This is a genomic window from Streptomyces sp. NPDC006314 (genome assembly GCF_040613075.1).
Classification (GTDB): domain Bacteria; phylum Actinomycetota; class Actinomycetes; order Streptomycetales; family Streptomycetaceae; genus Streptomyces.
In genome coordinates, this window is sequence record NZ_JBEXRL010000005.1 from 44,934 (window position 1) to 66,109 (window position 21,176).

Consider the following 21,176-nt stretch of genomic DNA (forward strand, 5'->3'; position numbering starts at 1 on the left):
CCCCTTCGCTCGTCGCGCCCGGGACCGCCACAGCCCGCACCACGCCTCCTCGCGAGCGCCGTCAGGATGCTCGCGGGGCCGTGGGCTCCGGCAGGTGGCGTACGGCGGTGGTGTGCTGAATCCGTGAAATTCCTCTGCGGCGTCAGCTGCCGGGACACCGCACCGGATTGCCGGGGGAATCGCGCCCCGGGCCCGCCCCGATCCCCACTGCGGCACTTTCCGCCGGGCAATTCGAGGAGGCACTCCGACACGCGTGAATTCTGTTCGATTACCCCGGTAAGCCGTACGGAAACCCCCGTACGTGTGACGGCGCTTCGACGGCAGTTGATGACATGGCGGCGGAAAGAGGGCCGGGAAGCTGTGACAGAAGTGTGACCGGGGGCGGATGCTTCTCTTACCCGGCCGTGCCCGGCTTCCGTCGCCGCCGGATGCGGCCTAGCGTGGCGGCATGGCACCGATTCCCACTCCGCCAGCGGAGCCCCAGGACAGTCCGGACGGGTACGTCGGCCTCGACGCCGCGCACGCCGAGCGGCTCGCCCGGCAGCGGGGGTGGTCGACGGTACGGTCGCTGCCGCCGGGCGCGATCATCACCATGGAGTACCGGGTCGGGCGGCTGAACTTCGAGGTGCGGGACGGCCGGGTGGCCCGCGCCTGGAAGGGCTGACCGCCGCACTCGGGCGTGTGCGCGACGAAGGCCCCGCTCCCGGGAGGGAGACGGGGCCTTCGTCGTGGCGCGGGCCGGCTGTGCGTACCGGGGCCCGCTGCCTCTCCCGCCGTCAGCCGCCTGTCAGGGGGCGGGCCGGCTGGGACGTGCCGCGCGGGAGGCGGTCGGCGTGCGGTGGGCGACGGCTGCCCACGGGGGTGACCGGGGTGCGTTCGGAGCGGGTCGTGTGCGGTCCGGGAGCCAGGTGTATCGGGCCCCGGGAGACGCGCGTCAAGGAGACCGGCTCGCGTACCGGTGCCGCCTCGGGGGGCACGCCGCGCGGCTTGAGCACCACCGGTGTGACGGGGACGAGCGGTTCGGCGACGGGCCGGCTGCGGCGGTCGCGCCAGCGGTCGCGCAGGTCGAAGAGCCATCCCTCCGCCCTGGCGATCAGCGGCTCGAACCACGGCAGGGCCAGCAGGATCAGCAGGCCGGCGGCCCAGCCCAGCAGTACGTCGCTCAGCCAGTGCGTACCGAGGTAGACGGTGGTGAGGCCGACGCCGAGCGAGGTGACCGCCGACAGCGCCGACAGCCAGCGGCGCGCTCTCGCAGTGGAGGCCAGATAGGCCAGGATGCCCCAGGTCACCACGGCGTTGGCGGTGTGGCCGCTGGGGAATATATCGCCGCCGAGACCCATCTCGTTCGAGCCGATCACGGTCGCGTAGTGCGGACCGAGCCGCCCCATGCCGATCTTGGCGGCGCCGACCGTGATGTTCAGCAGCAGCAGCGAGGCGGCCAGGGTCAGCAGCGGGCGGAGGGTGTGCTGCCGCCAGGAGCGCCAGCCGAGCCAGGCGGCGACCATCACGGCGGTGGGGCCACGCTGGCCGAGCACCACGTAGTAGTCGAGGAACGCGTGGATCTGCGGCCACTGCTGGTACGGCCGGAAGAACATGACCTGCCAGTCCAGCCGGACCAGCCAGGAGGTGGTCACCACGGCCCACACGATCGCCAGGTAGAAAGCCAGGGTCGCGGAGAACAGAACGACCCGGTGCCGGCTCATCCTCGGCACATCGATGTGGGCCGGTCGTTCCGGCTCACGGTCCAGCCTGGCGAACACCCGGTCCAGACGCCGGGTGAGGTTTCGTTCGGTACGCACCCAATCGACGTTACAGCGAGTGAGCTGGGGTCCCGGTCGAAACAGGGGCTTTGTGATGACGATGTGATGTGGGAAACCTCTCAAGGCCGGTACGAATTACCGGGATTCCGCAATCCTGCGACGCCCCTCTCCTCAATTCCTCTGATCATGCCGGGTGTTGTTTATATGGCGCTTATGAATGCGTTAACCCGGTCCTGGTGCGGAATTCTCCGGAGCGTCATCGGGCGGCGAAATCGATCACGGTGGACCGGAGCCGTTCAGCCAGAACGCCCCGTAGACCGCCGACGCGACCGCCAACCCCGCCACCACCGGCACGGATCGGGACGTGCGCAGCCGGGCGAGGGCACAGGCGAGCGGCAGCAGCACCGGGAAGGCGGGCATCAGCAGCCGCGGCTTGGAACCGAAGTAGCTCGAGGCGCACAGGGCGAGCGCGAGCACGACACCCGTGTACACCAGCAGTTCGACCGGCTGACGTCCGCGGACACCGGTGACGTACAGCCAGATCAGCAGAGCGACCCCGGTGACCAGTCCGGCGCCGGCGAAGGCGGCCGGGAAGGAGGTGAACTTGTCGGCCACGAAGCGGGCGAAGGCGTACCCGCCGTCGAAGCCATTGCGCCATCCGGCCTGGACGTCCAGGTATCCGAGCGGCCCCTTGCCGGTGTGACGGCCGACCCAGAGGACATAACCGGCGGTACCGAGCGGAGCGAGCGCCAGCCCGAGGGCGCGGCGCCAGCAGGGGGCGTGCGGGGTGGGGCGTGCGCCGGGGGCGGGTGGGGGGACAGGTGGGGTGCAGGGAACGTATGTGCCCGAGGCGAGCGAGGGGGCTTCCGGTGCCTGGGGGGCGTACGCCTTCTGATGAGCGCTGCCCGTTGCCTCCTCGCTCCCCGAGTGTGCGTTGCGCTCCTGCGCCGGGGCGTGTTCGTCGTGACGCGCGCCGTGCGTGCCGTGCGCGCTTCGGTCCCGCACGAACGAGGCCACGCCCGCCACCCACACCGCCGCGACCACCGCCGCCCCGACCGGCCGGGTCAGCCCCGCGAGCGACGCCAGCAGACCCGCGCTCACCCACCGCCCGGTCAGCACCGCGTACAGCGACCAGGCCGCCAGTGCCGTGAACAACGACTCGCTGTACGCCATCGACTGCACGATTCCGACCGGCAGCACCGCCCAGAGCAGCACCGCACAGATGCCCGCCCGGAACCCGTACACCCGGTCGGCGACCGCGAAGATCCCCGCCGCGGCGGCCAGTGAGGCGAGCAGGCTGACGACGAAACCGGCGTCCGCGTACGACAGCGGTGCGACCGCGTGCAGCAGCCGCTCCAGCCATGGCAGCAGCGGGAAGAACGCCAGATCGGAGTGGACGTCCCCGTTCGGCAGCCGCACCTCGTGGCCGTACCCCGGCCCGGCGACCCGGGCGTACCACAGCGAGTCCCAGCGCGCGGTCAGCAGCGTGTACGCGCTCTTGCCGCGCGCGGCGCTCCATGCCGCCAGCACGAGCAGCCCCAGGACGCGGACCGCCGCGTAGCCGAGGAGGGCCGGCACCGCCCGGCGCGGGAGGGGGACGCGGGAGGGGGCCACGCGCGTTTCAAGAGCGGTCACGGGCTCGATTATCGACCGGGCGGGGAACCGCACCGGTCGCCGGGTCATGCTCGGGAAGGGGCGACGTGGCGTACGCCACACGGGTTCCGTCACACGTGTGAGAGGTCCGCCACGTGTCCGCGCGGTGAACTCGCGTACGCTGACGAGTCACCCGCGTGGGTTTGCGCGGGCCGGAGACACCGCTCCTCTCCGGCCGTACGACAGGGAGTCCCCACCCCGTCGCTCCGCCCCACGCGAGGGATCATCTGGGAGGTACGTACATGTCCGGGACGACCACGGCTGCCGTACGGCCGCGCCGTCGGACGGCCGGGGCCGGTGCCAACCGCTGGGTCGTCCTCGTCGTCCTCTGTGTGAGCCTGCTGCTCGTCGCCCTCGACGCGACCGTGCTGCACGTGGCGGTCCCCGCCGTCACCGAGGACCTCAGGCCCGGAGCCGTGGAGCTGCTCTGGATCGTCGACGTCTACCCCTTGGTCTGCGCCTCGCTGCTGATCCTCTTCGGTACCCTGGGCGACCGCGTCGGCCGCAGACGCGTCCTGCTGCTCGGCTACGCCCTCTTCGGTGTCGCCTCCGCCGTGGCCGCCCTCGCGCCCAGCGCCCAGACGCTGATCCTCGCCCGCGCGCTGCTCGGCGTCGGCGGCGCCATGATCATGCCCGCGACCCTCTCGATCCTCCGCCAGGTCTTCCCCGACCGGCGCGAGCGCGCGCTCGCCATCGGCATCTGGAGCGCGGTAGCCGCCGTCGGCGCGGCTGTCGGCCCGCTGCTGGGCGGCTTCCTGCTTGAGCACTTCTGGTGGGGCGCGGTCTTCCTGGTCAACATCCCGCTGATGCTGGTCAGCCTGCCGGTGGGCCGGATCCTGCTCCCCGAGTCGCGGGGGGACGGCAGCGGCCCCTGGGACGTGACCGGCGCCCTGATGGCGGCGGCCGGACTCTTCGGCGTCGTCCTCGGGGTGAAGCGGCTCGGTGGCGGCGAGGGGGCTGGGAGCCCCTTCACCGTGCTGCCGCTGCTGGTGGGCGCGGCCCTCCTCTTCTTCTTCGTACGGCGCCAGCGCCGGCTCCCGCATCCGCTGGTGGACCTGCGGATGTTCCGCAGGCCCGCGTTCAGCACCTCCGTGGGCTGCATCGTGCTGGCGATGCTCGCGCTGGTCGGCCTGGAGCTGATCGCCGCCCAGTACCTGCAACTGGTGCTCGGCCTCTCGCCCCTGCAGACCGGTCTCAGGCTGCTGCCCCTGACCATCGCCGCGATGGCGGCGGGCCTGGCGGGCGCGCGGATGCTGCGCCGCTTCGGACCGCGCCGCATGGTGTGCTCCGGCTTCTGCCTGACGGCGGCCGCGGTGCTGACCCTGACGGCGATGGGCGGCGCCGACAACGCGACGCTGCTGGTGACCGGGTTCGTGCTGCTGGGCTTCGGCCTGGAGACCACGCTCTTCGGCGCCTATGAGTCGATGCTCAGCGAGGCCCCGGCGGACCAGGCCGGCGGTGCGGCGGCGATCGGCGAGACGTCGTACCAGCTCGGTGCCGGCATCGGCATCGCGCTGCTCGGCAGCGTGATGAACGCGGTCTACGCGCCGGGGCTGCGGTCGGTGCCGGGCGTTCCGCGCCCCGCGTCGGACGCGGCGGGACACTCGCTCGGTGAGGCCTACGAGGTTGCCGGACGCCTCGGCGGGTCCGCCGGTGACGCGCTGCGCCGGGCGGCGCGGGACTCTTTCGTGCACGGGCTGCATATGACGCTGCTGGTGAGCGCGGGGCTGTTGCTGCTGGGTGCGGTGATGGCGCTGCGGCTGCCGTGGATCATGCAGTGCGGCGAGGAGCCGGCCGGGGCCGAGGTGGGGCTGCCGGCGCCGCGGGAAGCGCATGCGGCGGCCGGGAAGCGGCGGGTCTCCGCCTGACCTCCTCTGGACGTGCGGAACGCTGCGCCGTAACGTCGGCTGGAGAGTCGTAACTAGCGCTGCTAGTTTTGCTGCGTTCCCGTGTCCCGGAGGGTGTCCCATGTCCGCGTCCGCGAAGCTGCCCCCGTTCGATGCCGCCGACCCGCTCGGGGTCGACGACCTGCTGGACCCGGAGGACCTGGCCGTCCGGGAGACCGTCCGCGGCTGGGCGGCCGACCGGGTGCTGCCGTACGTCGCCGACTGGTACGAGAAGGGCGAGCTGCCGCAGATCCGGGAACTCGCGCGGGAGCTGGGCGGCATCGGCGCCCTCGGGATGTCCCTCACCGGATACGGCTGCACGGGGGCGACGGCCGTGCAGTACGGGCTGGCCTGCCTGGAGCTGGAGGCGGCCGACTCGGGCATCCGGTCCCTGGTCTCCGTGCAGGGCTCCCTCGCCATGTACGCGATCCACCGGTTCGGCAGCGAGGAGCAGAAGCAGGAGTGGCTGCCGCGTATGGCCGCCGGCGAGGTGATCGGCTGCTTCGGCCTGACCGAGCCCGACCACGGCTCCGACCCCGCCTCCATGCGCACCCACGCCAAGCGTGACGGCGACGACTGGGTGCTCAACGGCCGCAAGATGTGGATCACCAACGGGTCGGTCGCCGGGGTGGCCGTCGTCTGGGCGCAGACCGAGGAGGGCATCCGCGGCTTCGTCGTCCCCACCGGGAGCCCCGGCTTCTCGGCGCCCGAGATCAAGCACAAGTGGTCCCTGCGCGCCTCCGTCACCAGCGAACTCGTCCTCGATGACGTACGGCTGCCCCGGACGGCCGTCCTGCCGGAGGTCACCGGACTGCGCGGACCGCTCAGCTGTCTCTCGCACGCCCGCTACGGCATCGTCTGGGGCGCGATGGGCGCCGCGCGCAGCAGCTTCGAGGCGGCCGTGGAGTACGCGAAGACACGGGAGCAGTTCGGGCGGCCCATCGGCGGCTTCCAGCTCACCCAGGCCAAGCTCGCCGACATGGCGGTCGAACTGCACAAGGGAATCCTGCTCGCCCACCATCTGGGGCGCCGGATGGACGCCGGCCGCCTGCGTCCCGAGCAGGTCAGCTTCGGCAAGCTCAACAATGTCCGCGAGGCCATCGAAATCTGCCGTACGGCGCGCACGATCCTCGGCGCCAACGGGATCTCCCTCGAATACCCCGTGATGCGGCACGCGACCAATCTGGAGTCGGTGCTCACCTACGAGGGCACCGTCGAGATGCACCAGCTCGTGCTGGGCAAGGCGCTCACCGGGCTCGATGCCTTCCGGTGAGCCCCCGAGGGGGCGGGGCCGGTGAGCGGCCCTGCCTCAGCTCTGGTTGAAGAATCCGTCCTCGCGGCGTGAGGCCGGCTCGCCGCTGATGATCTCCGTGTTCGCGGGCGTCAGCAGGAAGACGCGGTTCGCGACCCGCTCGATGGTGCCCCGCAGACCGAAGGTGAGCCCCGCCGCGAAGTCCACGACGCGCTTGGCGTCGGCGGGCTCCATCGCCGTGAGGTTCATGATGACCGGGACCCCGTCCCGGAACAGCTCGCCGATGGCGCGGGCGTCCCGGAAGCTGTCCGGGGTGACCGTGCCGATCCGGCGGCCCTTCTCCTCGGCCGTGTCCGTGGCCACCTTCACCCGGGGGTCCGTGACCCAGGCGTCCCCGGACTCGGTGCCCTCGGAGTAGTCGTCGTCGTAGTAGCGCTCGTCATCGTTGTCGTCGACGAGGCCGAGCCACGCACTCGCCTTGCGTACCGATCCCATGGACGCCTCCTCTCACAGCGGTCTTCTTGCTTTCCGTATCCCTATGGTCATCCATGATGCGGACGGCGCGCCAAGTGGATAGACGCCGCGCGGGGGGTTTGTGACGGTACTGGTGCACGGGGGATCCGTCGAGAGACCTTGTGCCCCAAGGGTCGTGACTCATACGGCTGCTGACTGTGAGTGAAATATGATTGTCAGCTGCGGATGGGTGATGCGTCGTGCGTACGGGTGAACGGTGACCTTGATACGAACCGACAGTCGGCCGATACGATGCCGCAGCTCAACGTCGCATCACGGCACGGGGGATCATCGTGTTCGGAATCGTCAGACCCTGCTCCCACCGGCTCGGGGAGAACCTCAAGACCCAGTGGATGGCCCACTTGTGCGGGCTGTGTCTCGCCTTGCGCCGGGACCACGGGCAATTCGCACGAATCGTGACGAACTATGACGGATTGCTCATATCGGTTTTGACGGAGGCTCAGGCCGGTGTGGTGAGCGGGGCGCGACGTACGGCCGGCCCGTGTGCCCTGCGCGGGATGCGAACGGCGTCCGTCGCGCAGGGCGAGGGTGCGCGGCTCGCCGCCGCGGTCTCGCTGGTGCTCGCCTCGGCCAAGGTGCGGGACCATGTCGCCGACCGGGACGGGCTGCTGGCGCGGAAGCCGGTGGCGGCCGCGGCGCGCCGGGTCGCGGCGGGCTGGGGGCGGGCCGGGGCGCGTGGCGGATCGGCGGTCGGATTCGACACCGGTGTCCTCGTCGATGCCGTGGACCGGCAGCTCGGCCTGGAGACCCTGGCCGGGCCCGGAACCCCGATCCTCACGGTCACCGAGCCGACCGAGACCGCCACCGCGGCCGCCTTCGCGTACACCGCCGTGCTGGCGGGGCGGCCGGGCAACGCCGAGCCGCTCGCCGAGGCGGGCCGTCTGTTCGGGCGGCTGGCGCACCTGCTGGACGCCGTGGAGGACAGGCACGCTGACACCGTGTCAGGCGCCTGGAACCCGCTCACCGCCACCGGGACATCGCTGACGGAGGCCCGCCGGCTGGCCGACGACGCCCTGCACGGCATCCGGCTGGCGCTGCGGGAGGCGGAGTTCGCCGACGGCAAGCTGGTCCATCTGCTGCTGGTGCACGAACTGCGGCGCTCGGTGGACCGGGCGTTCGGGACGGTACCGGGGTGCGCGGCGCACCAGCCGGGGCCGGGGGCGGCACCGGGGCCGGGGCCGTACGGGCCGCCCCGGCAGGAGGCGCCGCACGGGCCGTACGCCGGTGGGAACCCGTACGCGGGAGACAATCCGTACGCCGGTGACGGGAGTGGCGGTTACAGCGGTGGGGGTGGCGGCTTCGGACCCCCGATCCCCTTGCCGCCCAAGGGCAGGCGCGGGTTCTGGGCGGGCTGTGGGGTGTTCCTCACGCTGTGCTGCACCTGCAAGATGTGCTGCGCCGAGGAGTACGAGGGGCCCTGGTCGCGGAAGAAGCGCAACGGCTGCTGCCAGTACTGCGACTGCTGTCCGAGCGGTGGCTGCGGGGGATGTGACTGCGGCTGTGACGGCTGCGACTGTTGCTGCCCTTGCGACGGTTGCTGAGCGGCCGAACACACAGCCGACAGCCGGTTGAGCCCAGGTACGGTTTCTCGCGTTGTCTAGGTGCATCGGCAGTTGCTCCATGTCTTCCGGGGCTCGAACCGAAGCTCGGTGAACCCGTCGGACATCTCCAGCCGGCCGCCGGCGATACGGGCGGTGAAGCAGACGTGGAACCGTCGCCGGGGAGCGCCCACAGATCGTTGTCGTCTTCACCACGCCGGCTGGACGGCCTCTCGATCCGGCGAATCTCCCCCGCCGCTTCCGCAGCTTCCTCCACCGGGCCAGGCTCCGGCGCTTCCGCTTCCACGACCTCCGCCACTCGACCACTACCCTGCTCCTGGAACATGGTGTCGACCTCGCCGTGATCAAGGAACTCCTCGCATCCGGGTGATCGACCGGGCCCTGTGCGACCTCGCCGGGCAGGAGGCGCGTCGTCCGGCAGGCGTTGAGGCGGTGCGGGGCGTGATGCAGTTGCGGGCTGCGGTGATCGCGGGCCGGATGAAGGACCGGAACCATGCGGACGCCCGCCTGGCCGAAGCCCGGGCCCTCGCCCGGGTCACGGGTGAACTGCCCGACTTCGGCGTCACCTGGGGGCCGACCAATGTCGGTGTGCATGCGGTGGCCATCGCCGCCGAGATGGACGACTTCGGGCGGGCGATTGAACTCGCCGAGGACGTACACATTCCGCGCGGTTGGACCCGTTCCCGGGCGGGGCATCACTGGATGGATCACCGGGCGAACGGTCCGGGGGCATGGCCAACGCCGACAAGGAGCGTCGACGTGCCGCACTGTATCGTCCGCATCTTCGAGCCGCTGCTGCGGCCGCTGTGGCCCGCGCCGGGCCGCCATCGCAGCCCCGATCAGCCACCCGGCCTCTGTGTGGAGGCGCCGACCGTGTGTCCGTCCCGCGCATCGGCTCCCCCGGTACTGCGAGGTGAGGAGATCGGGCTGGTTCGCCCGTACCTGGTCGCGCACGAGCGCCGGGAGCAACAGCGCCGACGGGCACGGCGACGCGTGGTGCGGCTGGCCGTGCACGGCATCGACATCGATGCCCGGCTGGTCGGCGGAGTGGAGGTACGGGCATGGTGAGCCCGGCGGATCAGCTGCGTCTGCTGCCCTGGGCCGGGCCGGAGGGCAAGCCGTGCTACCTCGGGGGCGAAGGAAGAACGCCTGATCGCCGGAACGGCCTGGACGGACCGCGGGCTCGTCTTCACCACCGCGACAGGCAGCCCCCTCGACCCCAGTGATCTCACCCGTCGCTTCAACCGACTTTTCGGCGGGGCAGGGCTCCGCCGCATCCGCTTCACGACCTCCGCCACTCGACCGCCACTCCCTTGTGATCAAGGAGCTGCTGGATCATGCCGCATCGTCACCGCCGGCGTCTACGCCCACGTCCGACTCCGCCTCCAGGGTGAGGCCATCGACACCCTCAGCACCGCACTCGACAGCCCGGAGAACACCAAGACGGCACGCTCCGAAGGCGACGAACCGCCACCCTGCACCACACTCGTCCGCTGACGTTGCCGTCAACTACTGCCGTCACCCACCGCAGAAGCCCCGCCAGGACGCACCTGACGGGGCTTCATTTTTGCTGAGGCTATCTGAGTTGCGCTGAAACCGCTCTGCGCAACCACGTCTTGCGACGCAGCATTCGCAGGGATTAACGCTCCGAAAATATCCTGCGGAGATTCCCCGTCAAGTGCTCATGAATTCGGAAACCCTCTTGACCAGAGTAAGGCAGGTTTTCAACAAACGAAACCCTGATCAATTCCCTGACTGCGCAATCGCCATGAACGTACGCACCCTCGATGAAGTTGATCAACCGAAGCCCGATGGCCTCCTCAGCCAAACCCTGGCCAGCCTCGCCGAACAAACTCACCGTCCATCGGACGACGTCTGCGAGGAAAACATGGGAGAGGAACTCCTCATAGAACTCCACATGCTCGGCACACAAGCTCTCAAGCTGTGGAAATTCCTGGAGGATGCCCTGAAAAAACTGCTCTTCGTCCATCTCCATCAATTCCCTGCGAGGGCCGACTTAAGGTCGGCAAGTAGACTTCTCGCCACTATCAAGTCGTGCGGGTCGCCGTCTCTATGATTTCTTCCTATCCACTTATTCAGCGCCTTAGCGTACTGATTTCCCTTGGCTACGTGGTTACGGCCGTGCACGAGTTGACCTGAGCTGAGCTCATCGCGAATCGCCGACATCGTCGTACCATCTCCAGTTCGGGCCGGATTGGTCGTCCCCTTATAGAGGTCGTTAACCAAGTTCTGAAGCTTGGAATCAGAGACGCTTGGCGTTGGCAGGATGCAGCCGTTGCTGTTGTGAACGAGTACCGGCGTCGCCCCCGCCAGCACATAGTACGTGTGCACGTTCTCGATGGTGAGGTTGTACGTGCGCGCCCGGTCGGTGAAAGGCCGGTTGCCCGTGACGATGACCGTGTGGCCGTCGTCCGTGCGCAGGGTCATGCCCGCCTTGAGATTCCCGGCCTGGACCCAGTCGTGCTGTGATGGTGACCAGAAGGGGTGTTCGTGCGTCGCGGTGAGCTTGTCGATGCCCTTGTCGGTGGCGATCGACAGCTCGTTGAAGTACTTGTCCCTGTCCGTGGTGATGAGGCGGGTCACCCGCTGGGCGGACGTCCTGCCGGTTTCCGGGTCGGTGGCGAGGACCTTGTCTCCGACCTTGATGTCTTCGATGCCCTTGGTCTTGCCGTCGGACATCAGGACGTCGGTGCCGGCGAGGAAGCAGTTGCAGCCCTTGGTGAGCTTCGTGATCCATTCCTCGGCGGCCTTGGCCCCCTTCTTGAGAACGGAGTGGGGGACCAGCTTCAGGGCCTTGCCCCATGGGAGGTCGGTTCCAGCGATGAGGCAGCTGGACACTCCTGAGCCGGAGAGGCAGTCCTTCCAGGCCTTCGGGTCGGGGAGGAAAGCAGAGGCGAGAGCCTTGATGACCGTCTTCTGAACGGTGAGGTCGTAGGGCTTGTACACGGTCTTCTTGCCGAGTGCCGGCAAGTCGCTACCCCACCTGATGACGCTGTGAACGTCCCCCTGTGCGTCATACAGGTACTGGGAGTTCTCGTAGTGGTAGGACCAGGTGCCGTCGCCGTTCGGGGACATCCAGTCCCGATAGCTCTCGCCACCGCTGTCACAACCGTATTCGCACGGAGTGATCGGCCTGAGGCCATCGGGGTCGCTGTAGAGGATGGGATTGTTGGCGGAGTACGAGTAGGCGTTGAGGTTCTGCGGGGCGTACGGAGTGGCCAGCGGGTCCGGGCTGAGGAATCGGCCGAGTTTCGCGTCGTACATACGGGCGCCCAGCACCGACAGGCCCGTCGCGTCGTCCTCGGTCTGGCCCAGGAAGCCTCGGTCCGTGCCGGCGGGCAGGGACGTCTTGCCGTTCTGGGCTCCGAAGGGCAGGTAGTGGCGGCGCTGCGCGGTACCCGTGGCGGCGTCGATGGTCACCTGGGTCGATGCCTGGTTGTCCGACATGAGCCAGCTCAGCTTGCTGCTGGTCTTGTCCACGGCGGTGCGCATGGCCACGGTCGAGGTGCCGTCGCTGTAGTAGCGAGTGGCCTTCGGGGTGGCACCGGGTGCCTTGTGGATCTCCTGACCCGACAGGTACAGGACGGTCTCGTCCGCGGACTTGCGCTCCAGGAGATCACCGGTGGCGTCATACACGTAGGCGGTGGTCACGGCGCCGCTCGCAGCCGTCACCTGGTGCAGTTCGTTCCAGACGAGAGTGGTCGTCTTGCCGCTGACGATGCGGCTCTTCATCTGGCCGACGTCGTCGTAGTCGTAGCTGTCCGTGCCGGTGGGAGTCTTCACCGAGGCGACGGCGTGCGGGCGTGGGGCGCCGGCGGTGTAGGTCGACTGGTCGGCGGAGTAGCCGGGGTAGACGTAGTCGTCGACCTGGGCGCCTGTGGCGGTGGTGTTGGTGACCTTCTGCAGGTTGCCGATGCCGTCGTAGCTGTAGTCGAGCTGGTAGGCGTCCTGGCCGGTGGCCAGGTCGGGTGCGAAGGGACCGGAGCAGCCGGTGGTGGCCGCTGTGGTCCAGGCGCGGCTGATGCGGTCCAGCTCGTCATAGGTGTAGCACTGGTGCTGGCCGGTGACGCCATCCGTCAGGTCGGTGGTCTGACCGGCGTTGTCGCGGAGGTAGTCGTCGTTCTGGACGGGGCCCTTCGTGCTGCTGGTGGTGGTGATGTTCTTCAGCCAGCCCGAACCGTTGGTGTCGTCGTAGGTGTACGCGCGGCGCGCCGTCGTTGCGGTCGTGGCTGTGGTGCCGTAGGTGCGGTCGATCAGCCGGCCGAGTCTGTCGAAGCCGGTGGAGTCGACGTAGACCGTGTTGTTGAGGTCGCTGGTGAGCCTCTCCGGCTTACCGAAGGTGTCGTACTGCGCGGTGACGGTCTCTTCCGGTAGGTCCCCGACAGCCGGGTACGTGATGCTGATCGGCTGGCCGGCGGCGTTGTAGGTGGACTTCGTCCTGTAGGTGCCCTCGAAACCCGTGCCGTCTGCCGGGACGGTCGTCTGCTGCTCGGTGACGTTGCCGTCGGCGTCGTAGGAGTTGACCTTGTCGGTGTAGGCGTAACTGCCCACGTACGAGGTCGCGGTGGCCAGCTGGCCGATGCCGCCCGGGGCGGTGTCGTAGGTGTTGCGGGTCAACACCTTCGATCCGTTCTGCACGGTCAGCGGGCGGTCGAGGTTGTCGTAGGTGTAGGTCAGGACCGTGCCGTTGGCGTCCTTCGTCGACTGGATGTTGCCGTTGCCGTCGTAAGTGGTGGTGCCTGTGCCGGTCAGGTCGGTGTCGGGGTCCTTGCCACCGGTGCGCTCGCCCAGCCAGTTGTAGGTGTAGGTGGTGATGTTGCCCTTCGAGTCCGTGATCTGCTTGAGCCGGCCACTGCGGTCGTAGTCGTACGAGGTCGTGTAGGTCGAGGGACCGAATTCGACGACCTTGGTGACCTGGCCGAACACGTCGGTGTAGGTGTTGCTGCGCTCACCGACGGCGGGAATCGTGGTGGTGTAGTCGCCGTGGTAGTTGGTGCTCGTCCGGCCCTGCGCCTGGGCGTCGCCCTTCACCAGGATCTGGGACTCGGTGGTGCGGCCCGCGTAGTCGATGACCAGGTCGGTGTAGGAGGGCAGGGTGTCAACGGTGGGCAGGACCATGCCGTCCGTCTTGGGGTCCCCGGAGTTGTAGAAGGCGCCGCTGGTGCCGGTGACATTGCCTGAGGTGTCGTAGCGGGTCGAGACGACGGTCCGACCGGTGCCGGTCGGGGCCGGGGTCTGGGTCTCGCGGGCGCGGCCGAGACCGTCGACGTAGTTGTAAGTGGTGACGAACGTGCCGCTGGACTGCAGCGTGGTCGTGGTGGTCTTCGGCGGCGTGTTGGTGACCAGGTCGGGAACGCCTTCGCTGTTGTCCGACGTGATGACCTCGTACTTGTATTCGATCGAGGGAGTGCCGTCGGGGTAGGCGGCGATCTGCGAGGGCCTGAACACCTTCGACATGCGGCCCACGGCGTCCAGGACGATTCGGGTCGTCCGACCGTTGACGTCCTCGGTCCGGTACGGGGTCCCCCACAGGCGGGAATACCAGGTGGTGGTGGACTGAGGCGTGGCCGGCCCGCCGTCGTCCGGATCCGGCGTGGTCACCTTGACGCCGTCGATCGGCCAGGAGGTGGCCGGCTGGTACGTCGTGGTGGTGGTGTGGTGTCTGCCGTCGGTCGCGGAGATCTGTCGACCGGCCCCGTCGAACTTGGCCGTCGACTCCCGGTAGTTGTCCTTGTCCGTGTAGGCGCGCACGGTGGTCGGGTGGCCGTCGGTGGGCTTGTTGGTGTCGACCGAGGTGGCGTCGTCGTACAGGGTGACTTCGTAGGAGTCCTGGTTGTCCGACGTGCGCTTGGCGCAGTCCTCGGCGTAGTGCCGGGTCTCGTCGGGAAGCACCATCCAGCGCTGGACGGGGGAGTCGGTGAAGTAGTCGGTGTTGTAGGCGCGGCCGTAGGTGGTGCACCGGTTGTCGAGCCCGTAGTCCTTCAGACCCCAGTCGTTGGTGCGCATCGGCAGGCCGTACTTGGTGCTGGCCGGCTCTGCCTCGTCGTACTCGTCCTTGACGGTGTGCTCGCGCCAGCCGCTGGACGTCAGCTCGTCCGTGGTGGTCTGCGAGTCACGTACGAACCGTGCGTCGGGCAGGCCCACGTACTGGGCGGTGTCGTAGACCCAGTACTTGTGCCAGGTCCGCTTGTGTGACTGGCCGGAGCCGTCGCGGTCGCTGGATTCGAGGATCTTGCCGTTCAGCCAGGCGGAGTCGGGCACCGCCGCACTGCCGCTGTCACCGTCGTCGACCGTGACGCTGCGGGTCTTGGACGGGTCGTCCTTGTCCGTGCGGTCGCCGTCCATGCCGCGGTAGAGCCAGTAATAGGTCGACGCGGCGTTGGACTTGGTACCGGTGTGTACCTCGACCTGCTGGTAGCCCCGCCAGTCCGTCCAGGACTCGTCCTTGTCCTTGGCCAGCGGGTCGTTGGGGAACGCCCAGGCCGGCTTGCCAACGTAGTCGTACGTGGTGGTCATGACCGGGTCGCCGTCGTTGTTCGCGCCCGCGCCGGGGCCCGGATCGACGCTGACCTTGGCGACGACGTACTTCTTGAACCAGCCGGTCTTCTCGTCCGTGGAGCCCTCCGGCACCCAGCGCTGCTTGAAGCAGGCCTGGGTGTTGTTCGACTCCGTGGGCGGGTTGTCGATGTCGCAGGTGTCCTGCGTGTCGTAGTCGCGGTAGGTGACGTTGACGAACGAGCCCAGGTCCCCGTGGATCTGGGTGACCCGGCGGAAGTTGAGGGTGCCGCCGCCGAGCTGGTTGTCCCGCCACTCACCGTTGATGTTGATGGTGGGCAGGGTGATGTCGTCACCGTCGCCGTAACCCCGGCGCTGGACGTAGTCCAGCCACAGGGTGTTGTCGACGGTGCCCTCGGGATTGGGCAGCCCGTACTTCATCTGGTACTGCATCGCCGGGTCCCACGCCGAGGAGTCGTTGTCCCGGACGAAGGTCTTGACGTCCCACAGCATCTTCGTGGCGAAGAACGTCGGGGAGTACGTCTCACCCTTGATCGTCTTGCAGCCGTCGTCGGCGGACGTGCCGTCGCACATCAGGTCCGTGGGCACATCCGGATACGAGTCCGGGTGATCTGAGATCGACGGGCACGGATCGGGCTCCTTGGCCAGCGGATCCGTGTCCGACATCCGTTCCACACACCGGCCTACATAGCGCAGGTCCACCTTCGCGGGCAGCTGCGCGCCGGATATCTGCGCGGCCCAGCCGTACTCGACGCGCACCGGGTAGGCGGCCGAGTCGTAGGAGCGGGCCTGGTCGCTCAGCAGCACCGAGCGGTAGTGGTTCCGCTCCTTGTCGTAGAAGTAGGAGGTCTCCACCTCGTCCGGGTCCACGACCCGGTCCAGGCCCCAGCGGTAGGCCTGGGTGCTCACGCCGACGCCGTTGTCGTAGCCGGGCTCACCCGGGTTGTTGCCGAAGACGGGCACCGTCAGCACCGAATCCGTGGCGGCGTTGGTGCGCTCGGAGCGGCCCCAGCCGAAGTAGTAGCGCATACCGTCCTGGGTGGAGATCACCCAGTACTCGTCGTCCGAGCCGTGACCGCCGGTCAGGTGCTGCACCCGCCAGCCCGGGTCGTCCTGCACGTGGTACGAACCGGTGCCGTTGTTGTCCTGGACGAGCGTGGAACTGATGCCGTTGAAGTTGATGACGTAGACGGCGCCGTCATGTTCCTTGTCGTAGTTCGGCGAGGCCCAGCAAAGGTCACCGACCCAGCCGGTTCCGGTGCCGTCGTCCTGGCAGCCCCGGTAGCGGCGCTCGATGAAGCCGGTACCGCCCAGCTCCCAGCCCAGACCCGCCCAGCCCGCCTGGGTGTTCTGGGCCGAGGTGAGTGCGTCCACGGACTGCGAGTTGTATGCCAGCGACAGCGAAGGCGCACTGCCCGTGGGCGGCTTGGGCGCCTGGATCGGCAGGTTGTAGGAGAAGGCGCCCGAGCCGATGGAGACGTTCCAGGAACCGGACGGCTTCAGCGAGGACGCCCGGTAGTCGCCGGCGTCGGAGGAGGCGGTGGCCGCCAGCGCGTACACCGTTCCGTCCGACGTTGCTGCAGCGGTCAGTGCCGACGACTGGAAGGAGGACTTGGGCTGCTGGTCGGGCTGGATGACCGAGATCTCGGTCTTGGGGTCGCCGTCGGCCTGGACGGTCGCGGTGATGGTGCCCCTGGCCTGGTCGTTGGTGACCGGCACGGGGCGGGGGTTGGCCGTCGAGCAGCCCTTCGCCTTCGGCGTGGTCAGGGCGCAGGCGGGCAGGGCCACCACTCGCAGGCGGGAGGCGAAGTTGCCGCCGTAGGCGTACCTGAACTTGGAGTAGTCGAAGGAGACGTTCACCGGGCCGGGGGTGCCCCGGCCGTCGCGGCGGGTGAGCTGAGCGCCCACTCCGATGCCGCCCACGCGCTTGAGCTGGGTGCGGTCCAGGACCTTGACGTCGACGTCCGTGGGCGCCGGGGTGGCGATGGCGGAGCGCTGCTTGGCCAGGGCCGTTGCGGGAGCCGGGCCCACCTGGACGGTGGCCTTGCCGCCGCCGGACGGTGTCACGGGCAGCTTCCCGCCCGGCTTCAGGCCGGACAGAGCCAGACGCGCGTGGGCCGCCTTCGGCCACACCGGGCGTATCGGTTTGGTCTGCGTCGGCTCCGCGCCGTCACGCGGAACACCGCCGGCCGCCTGCGCGGGCACGTTCACCGGCTGCTTGCGCCCCGCCGAGACGGCCTCCGCCGTACCCGCGGCCTCGGCCACCGGCGCGGCCAGCAGTGACGCGGCCAGCGCCATGGCCAACGTCCATGACGCGCTTCTTCCTTGTCTGTGCGCGAGTCGCACGGACCATCCCCAACCCAAAGAAGGCCGGGACCCGGTCCCGGCACATGTGCAAGGCAAAGGCCGTGGCTCGCGGCTGTCGGTGAAGTTGAGAGACGCATGAAAACCAGACCAACGCCGGACGGTAAGCGGAATCTGCTCTCCGGGACAGCCCCTCAAAAAGGACCATGGACGACAACCGTCTCTTCACGTCACCTTTACGTAAGTGTTGTGCGTCACATTCGCTGTCTGGTCGCGGTCAAATCGCTGAGCTGGGCAAACGAGTCTGGCGCCCGGGGCGGTTGAGGTGATTCAATCCTGCGTCGCACACACCGTGAACACATCGATGCCCGTCTCGGGTCGACGAAAGGTCCCGGAGAACAGATGAAGCGTGAGACGCCCGGCCACCTGAGCCGACGACAGGTCCTGCGGCGAGCGGGGGGACTGACGGCGGCGGCACTCGTCGGGTCCGCGGCCCTCACGCAGGCGGGTACGGCGTCCGCGGCCGTGGCCGCGTCCAAGCGCTTCGACCTCACCGACCCCTCCGACGAGTGGTTCCGGGAGATCCCGCTCAACGAGACCCGGATCCTGCAGTCGTTCGCGTTCGACAACACCAACAAGCACCTGTACACAGCCCAGTTGGTGCAGGACGGGCGCGTCCTGCCCGGTGAGACGCGGACCTACACCGGCACCGAGCGTGCCACGAACGGTGATCTGTGCATCACCCGCCTGGACTGGCAGGGCTACATCATCGGCCGGATGTACCTCAAGGGCTTCGGGCACGGTGTGTCCATCGGTGTGGAGCCCTCCGGCAACAGCGCCTACCTGTGGACCGAGAGCGACTCCGTCCCCGACAGCAAGAACAACGGCTACGGCACGAAGATCGCCCGCTTCAAGTTCGCCAACGGCGCCGTCATCCGGCCCGACTCACCCCAGGTCACCCGCTACACCCCGGTGGCCGGCTCGGACCACAACACCGTCGCCATCGACCCCGTCACCAACCGCATCGCGCACCGCTACCGGATCAACGGCACCACGTGGAAGTACAGCCTGTACGACCTGGCCACCTTCAAGGCCGGCACCTTCACCCCGCTGGCCACCATCACCCAACCGTCCGTGCTCACCGGCCCGACCTTCCAGGGCTACACCAGCATGGGCCAGTACCTCTACACGCTCGACGGCGACGCCTACACCTACGACGACACCGGCAAGCAGACGAGCACCGGCAACACCTACGTCACCTCCATCGACTGGAACACCGGCACCGTCTACGAGCGGCGGCAGAGCAAGGCCGGCGAAAGCCTTTTCTACCGCGAGCCGGAAGGCCTGGCCATCCAGATCCCTGACATGAGCACCCCCACCGTCGCCCGCCTCCACCTCGGCTTCGGATCCGAGGAAAGCCTCTCCCAGACCGACAAGAAGGCCAGCTTCTACTACAAGGACCTCCTCGTCTGACGACTCGGCGAAGGGGCTCGGTCCTTGAGTTCCGGCGGTGACACACCCGACGCGTGGAAGCAGGGGCACGAGAAGGGCGTGGAGATGGTCTCGGCTCCCCACAGTCCGTTCGCGCGATCGCCACGCACTGGGACGAGGGCTATCCGGAGAGGCGACTTCCGGACATTCCCGGGATCTGGGTGGCGGATGGTGCGGGAATCGTGCTCACCGCCGCCGAGGCCGCCGGCCTGACCGTGGTCGACCGGCTCTTGCCGGCGAAGTCCGCCTCGCCGCCGACCGCGGCCCGGAGGCGAGGACGTGTTTCCCGCTCGGCGCGAAGCGGCTGTTCGTGCTGGTCCGTGAGGGCGTCCGGGCGTACGGGGCTACGCCCCCGAGTCCGCGGCCCGCCGTGCCTTCCGGGGCATCGAGGCCGCGCGGTACGAGTCGCGCTGGTCGGTGCCGGGGCGTGTCACATCGTGCGGCGACACGCGCACCGTCCGGGCCGGCCGGCCACGTGGACGGCCGCGAACGCGGGCTCGCCCGCGCCGGCGAATCTTCCTTCATCCTCGCCGCGCAGGAGCGGACACCGCGGGTAGCAGGGCGACGGGCTGCTGTGGGCGGTGTTCGACGACACCGCCGGCTGCGCCACCGGCCTCCGGTTCCGCTCTCCGTTTCCGCAGGCACCGGATGTCGAGGACCGCGCACCGCCGACTGCGACCGCGCCGGCTCGCACCGTGCGCCTTCGCCGGTCACTTCACCCTGCCCCGCCCCACCACCCGGCAACACGCTGGACGTGGCGATCGATGCGGGGGGACGTGCGCTGAGCTAACGTCAGGACGCCACCGTGCGGGGTCGGGTGTGCTACGAGGCGCACCGAGGTAGTTCAAAGTCCGACGGCCGAAAGGCACCCTTGTGTCGATCGGCCGTTCGGCCGAATACTCCCCCTCAGCGCTTGTCAGGGGCATGCGTGTTCGGATTCCCGCGGCACCCCTGGCTGCGCCTCACGGGCCCCGACCCCACGCGGGCCCCCGACTTCCCTTGGAGGGAACGAAACGTGAGGATCAAGCGCACCACTCCCCACCGCGGCACCGCCAGACAGACCCGGCTGATCGCCGTGGCCACCGGCTTCCTGGCCGCAGCGGCGTTCGCCGCCCCCACCGCGAACGCCGGCGACACCGACACGTTCAGCGCCGCCCAGCTCGCCAAGGCGAGCGACTCCGTCCTCAAGGCCGACATCCCCGGCACCGCCTGGGCGGTGGACAGCAAGACCAACCGCGTCGTCGTCACCGTCGACAGCACGGTCTCCCGGGCCGAGATCACCAAGATCAAGAAGCAGGCCGGCGCCAACGCCGACGCGCTCACCATCAAGCACACCCCCGGCAAGTTCAACAAGCTGATCTCCGGTGGTGACGCCATCTACGCGAGCAGCTGGCGCTGCTCCCTGGGCTTCAACGTCCAGGACTCCAGCGGCAACTACTACTTCCTGACCGCCGGGCACTGCACCGACGGCGCGGGCACCTGGTGGTCGAACTCCTCTCACACGACCACGCTCGGCACCACGGCCGGCTCGAGCTTCCCCGGCAACGACTACGGCATCGTGCGCTACACCAACGGCTCGGTGACCAAGTCGGGCGCCGTGGGCGGCCAGGACATCACCGGTGCGGCCACGCCCTCCGTGGGCACGACCGTCTACCGCCGCGGTTCCACGACCGGTACGCACAGCGGCCGTGTGACCGCGCTCAACGCGACGGTCAACTACGGCGGCGGCGACATCGTCTCCGGCCTGATCCAGACCACGGTCTGCGCCGAGCCCGGTGACTCCGGCGGCCCGCTGTACGGCGGCACCACCGCGTACGGCCTCACCTCCGGCGGCAGCGGCAACTGCAGCTCCGGTGGTACGACGTTCTTCCAGCCGGTCACCGAGGCGCTGAGCGCTTATGGAGTCCACGTCTACTGACGCACTCCGCCACGTCCTCGGCCGGTGACGGCACCACGCCCCCGCACGCGACCCGCGTGCGGGGGCTTCCGCTTCTCCTCGGCGGACGCGGCGGCATTCGGACCGGGGTGCAGTTCGGTGCCGTCGGTGGTGCGGGCGTAGACGTCGGCGGGGTGGTGCCGCGCGGTCGATCGGCAGGGCACCGTCGATGCCCCGGTTCAGGACCCGGTGGCGCGCCGCCGCCTCGGCGGCGGTGTGTGGGGGTCGAGGGGTGTGCCGGGCAGCTGCTCGAGGTCCGGGTCG

Annotated in this window: 12 protein-coding genes and 3 pseudogenes; 9 read left to right on the plus strand and 6 right to left on the minus strand. The window is 69.0% G+C overall.

The features are described 5' to 3' along the window. Positions 1-448 precede the first annotated feature (448 nt). Positions 449-664 (plus strand): I78 family peptidase inhibitor, encoded by a 216-nt coding sequence (locus ABZ079_RS10570; RefSeq protein ID WP_356939042.1) that lies wholly within the window; start codon positions 449-451, stop codon positions 662-664. Positions 665-776: 112 nt separating this feature from the next. Here ABZ079_RS10570 and ABZ079_RS10575 read toward each other — a convergent pair whose 3' ends face one another. Together ABZ079_RS10575 and ABZ079_RS10580 are read right to left on the minus strand one after the other, a co-directional pair. Continuing rightward, positions 777-1,799, minus strand: a complete 1,023-nt coding sequence (locus ABZ079_RS10575) for a phosphatase PAP2 family protein (protein WP_356939043.1) — start codon at positions 1,797-1,799, stop codon at positions 777-779. 237 nt (positions 1,800-2,036) lie between these two features. Beyond that, a complete protein-coding gene (locus ABZ079_RS10580; RefSeq protein ID WP_356939044.1) occupies positions 2,037-3,395 on the minus strand; it encodes a glycosyltransferase family 39 protein in 1,359 nt (452 codons plus the stop codon). Between the two features lie 260 nt (positions 3,396-3,655). Between ABZ079_RS10580 and ABZ079_RS10585 the strand changes: the two genes are divergently transcribed. Beyond that, positions 3,656-5,281, plus strand: coding sequence for an MFS transporter (locus ABZ079_RS10585; protein WP_356939045.1), 1,626 nt, complete (start codon positions 3,656-3,658; stop codon positions 5,279-5,281). 100 nt (positions 5,282-5,381) lie between these two features. Further along, on the plus strand, positions 5,382-6,572 hold the full coding sequence (locus ABZ079_RS10590) for an acyl-CoA dehydrogenase family protein (protein ID WP_356939046.1): 1,191 nt from the start codon (positions 5,382-5,384) through the stop codon (positions 6,570-6,572). 36 nt (positions 6,573-6,608) lie between these two features. On the opposite strand, the gene ABZ079_RS10595 is transcribed toward ABZ079_RS10590, so the two are convergent. Further along, a complete protein-coding gene (locus ABZ079_RS10595) occupies positions 6,609-7,046 on the minus strand; it encodes a cell division protein SepF (RefSeq protein WP_356939047.1) in 438 nt (145 codons plus the stop codon). Between the two features lie 311 nt (positions 7,047-7,357). Here ABZ079_RS10595 and ABZ079_RS10600 point away from each other — a divergent pair, with 311 nt between their 5' ends. Continuing rightward, a complete protein-coding gene (locus ABZ079_RS10600; protein ID WP_356939048.1) occupies positions 7,358-8,626 on the plus strand; it encodes a DUF5685 family protein in 1,269 nt (422 codons plus the stop codon). 60 nt (positions 8,627-8,686) lie between these two features. Here the strand turns inward: ABZ079_RS10600 and ABZ079_RS10605 are convergent. Then, a pseudogene (locus ABZ079_RS10605) lies at positions 8,687-8,805 on the minus strand (DNA mismatch repair protein MutT); the annotation flags it as partial. A 20-nt stretch (positions 8,806-8,825) separates the two neighbouring features. On the opposite strand from ABZ079_RS10605, the pseudogene ABZ079_RS10610 reads away from it, so the two are divergent. From ABZ079_RS10610 to ABZ079_RS10620, 3 genes and pseudogenes are all read left to right on the plus strand, one after another. Then, positions 8,826-9,002: pseudogene (locus tag ABZ079_RS10610) on the plus strand (tyrosine-type recombinase/integrase); the annotation flags it as partial. A gap of 8 nt (positions 9,003-9,010) precedes the next feature. Then, positions 9,011-9,712, plus strand: a complete 702-nt coding sequence (locus ABZ079_RS10615) for a hypothetical protein (protein ID WP_356939049.1) — start codon at positions 9,011-9,013, stop codon at positions 9,710-9,712. 69 nt (positions 9,713-9,781) lie between these two features. Further along, positions 9,782-10,141, plus strand: a pseudogene (locus ABZ079_RS10620) (tyrosine-type recombinase/integrase); the annotation flags it as partial. Positions 10,142-10,283: 142 nt separating this feature from the next. On the opposite strand, the gene ABZ079_RS10625 reads toward ABZ079_RS10620, so the two are convergent. Continuing rightward, complete coding sequence (locus ABZ079_RS10625; protein ID WP_356939050.1) at positions 10,284-10,634, minus strand: hypothetical protein; 351 nt, start codon at positions 10,632-10,634, stop codon at positions 10,284-10,286. Between the two features lie 5 nt (positions 10,635-10,639). Further along, positions 10,640-17,479: a polymorphic toxin-type HINT domain-containing protein gene (locus ABZ079_RS10630; protein ID WP_356939051.1), complete on the minus strand. Its 6,840-nt coding sequence runs from the start codon at positions 17,477-17,479 to the stop codon at positions 10,640-10,642. Between the two features lie 408 nt (positions 17,480-17,887). On the opposite strand from ABZ079_RS10630, the gene ABZ079_RS10635 reads away from it, so the two are divergent. Together ABZ079_RS10635 and ABZ079_RS10640 are read left to right on the plus strand one after the other, a co-directional pair. Continuing rightward, complete coding sequence (locus ABZ079_RS10635; protein WP_356939052.1) at positions 17,888-18,958, plus strand: twin-arginine translocation signal domain-containing protein; 1,071 nt, start codon at positions 17,888-17,890, stop codon at positions 18,956-18,958. Positions 18,959-19,991: 1,033 nt separating this feature from the next. Continuing rightward, positions 19,992-20,894 (plus strand): S1 family peptidase, encoded by a 903-nt coding sequence (locus ABZ079_RS10640; RefSeq protein ID WP_356939053.1) that lies wholly within the window; start codon positions 19,992-19,994, stop codon positions 20,892-20,894. Positions 20,895-21,176 lie beyond the last annotated feature (282 nt).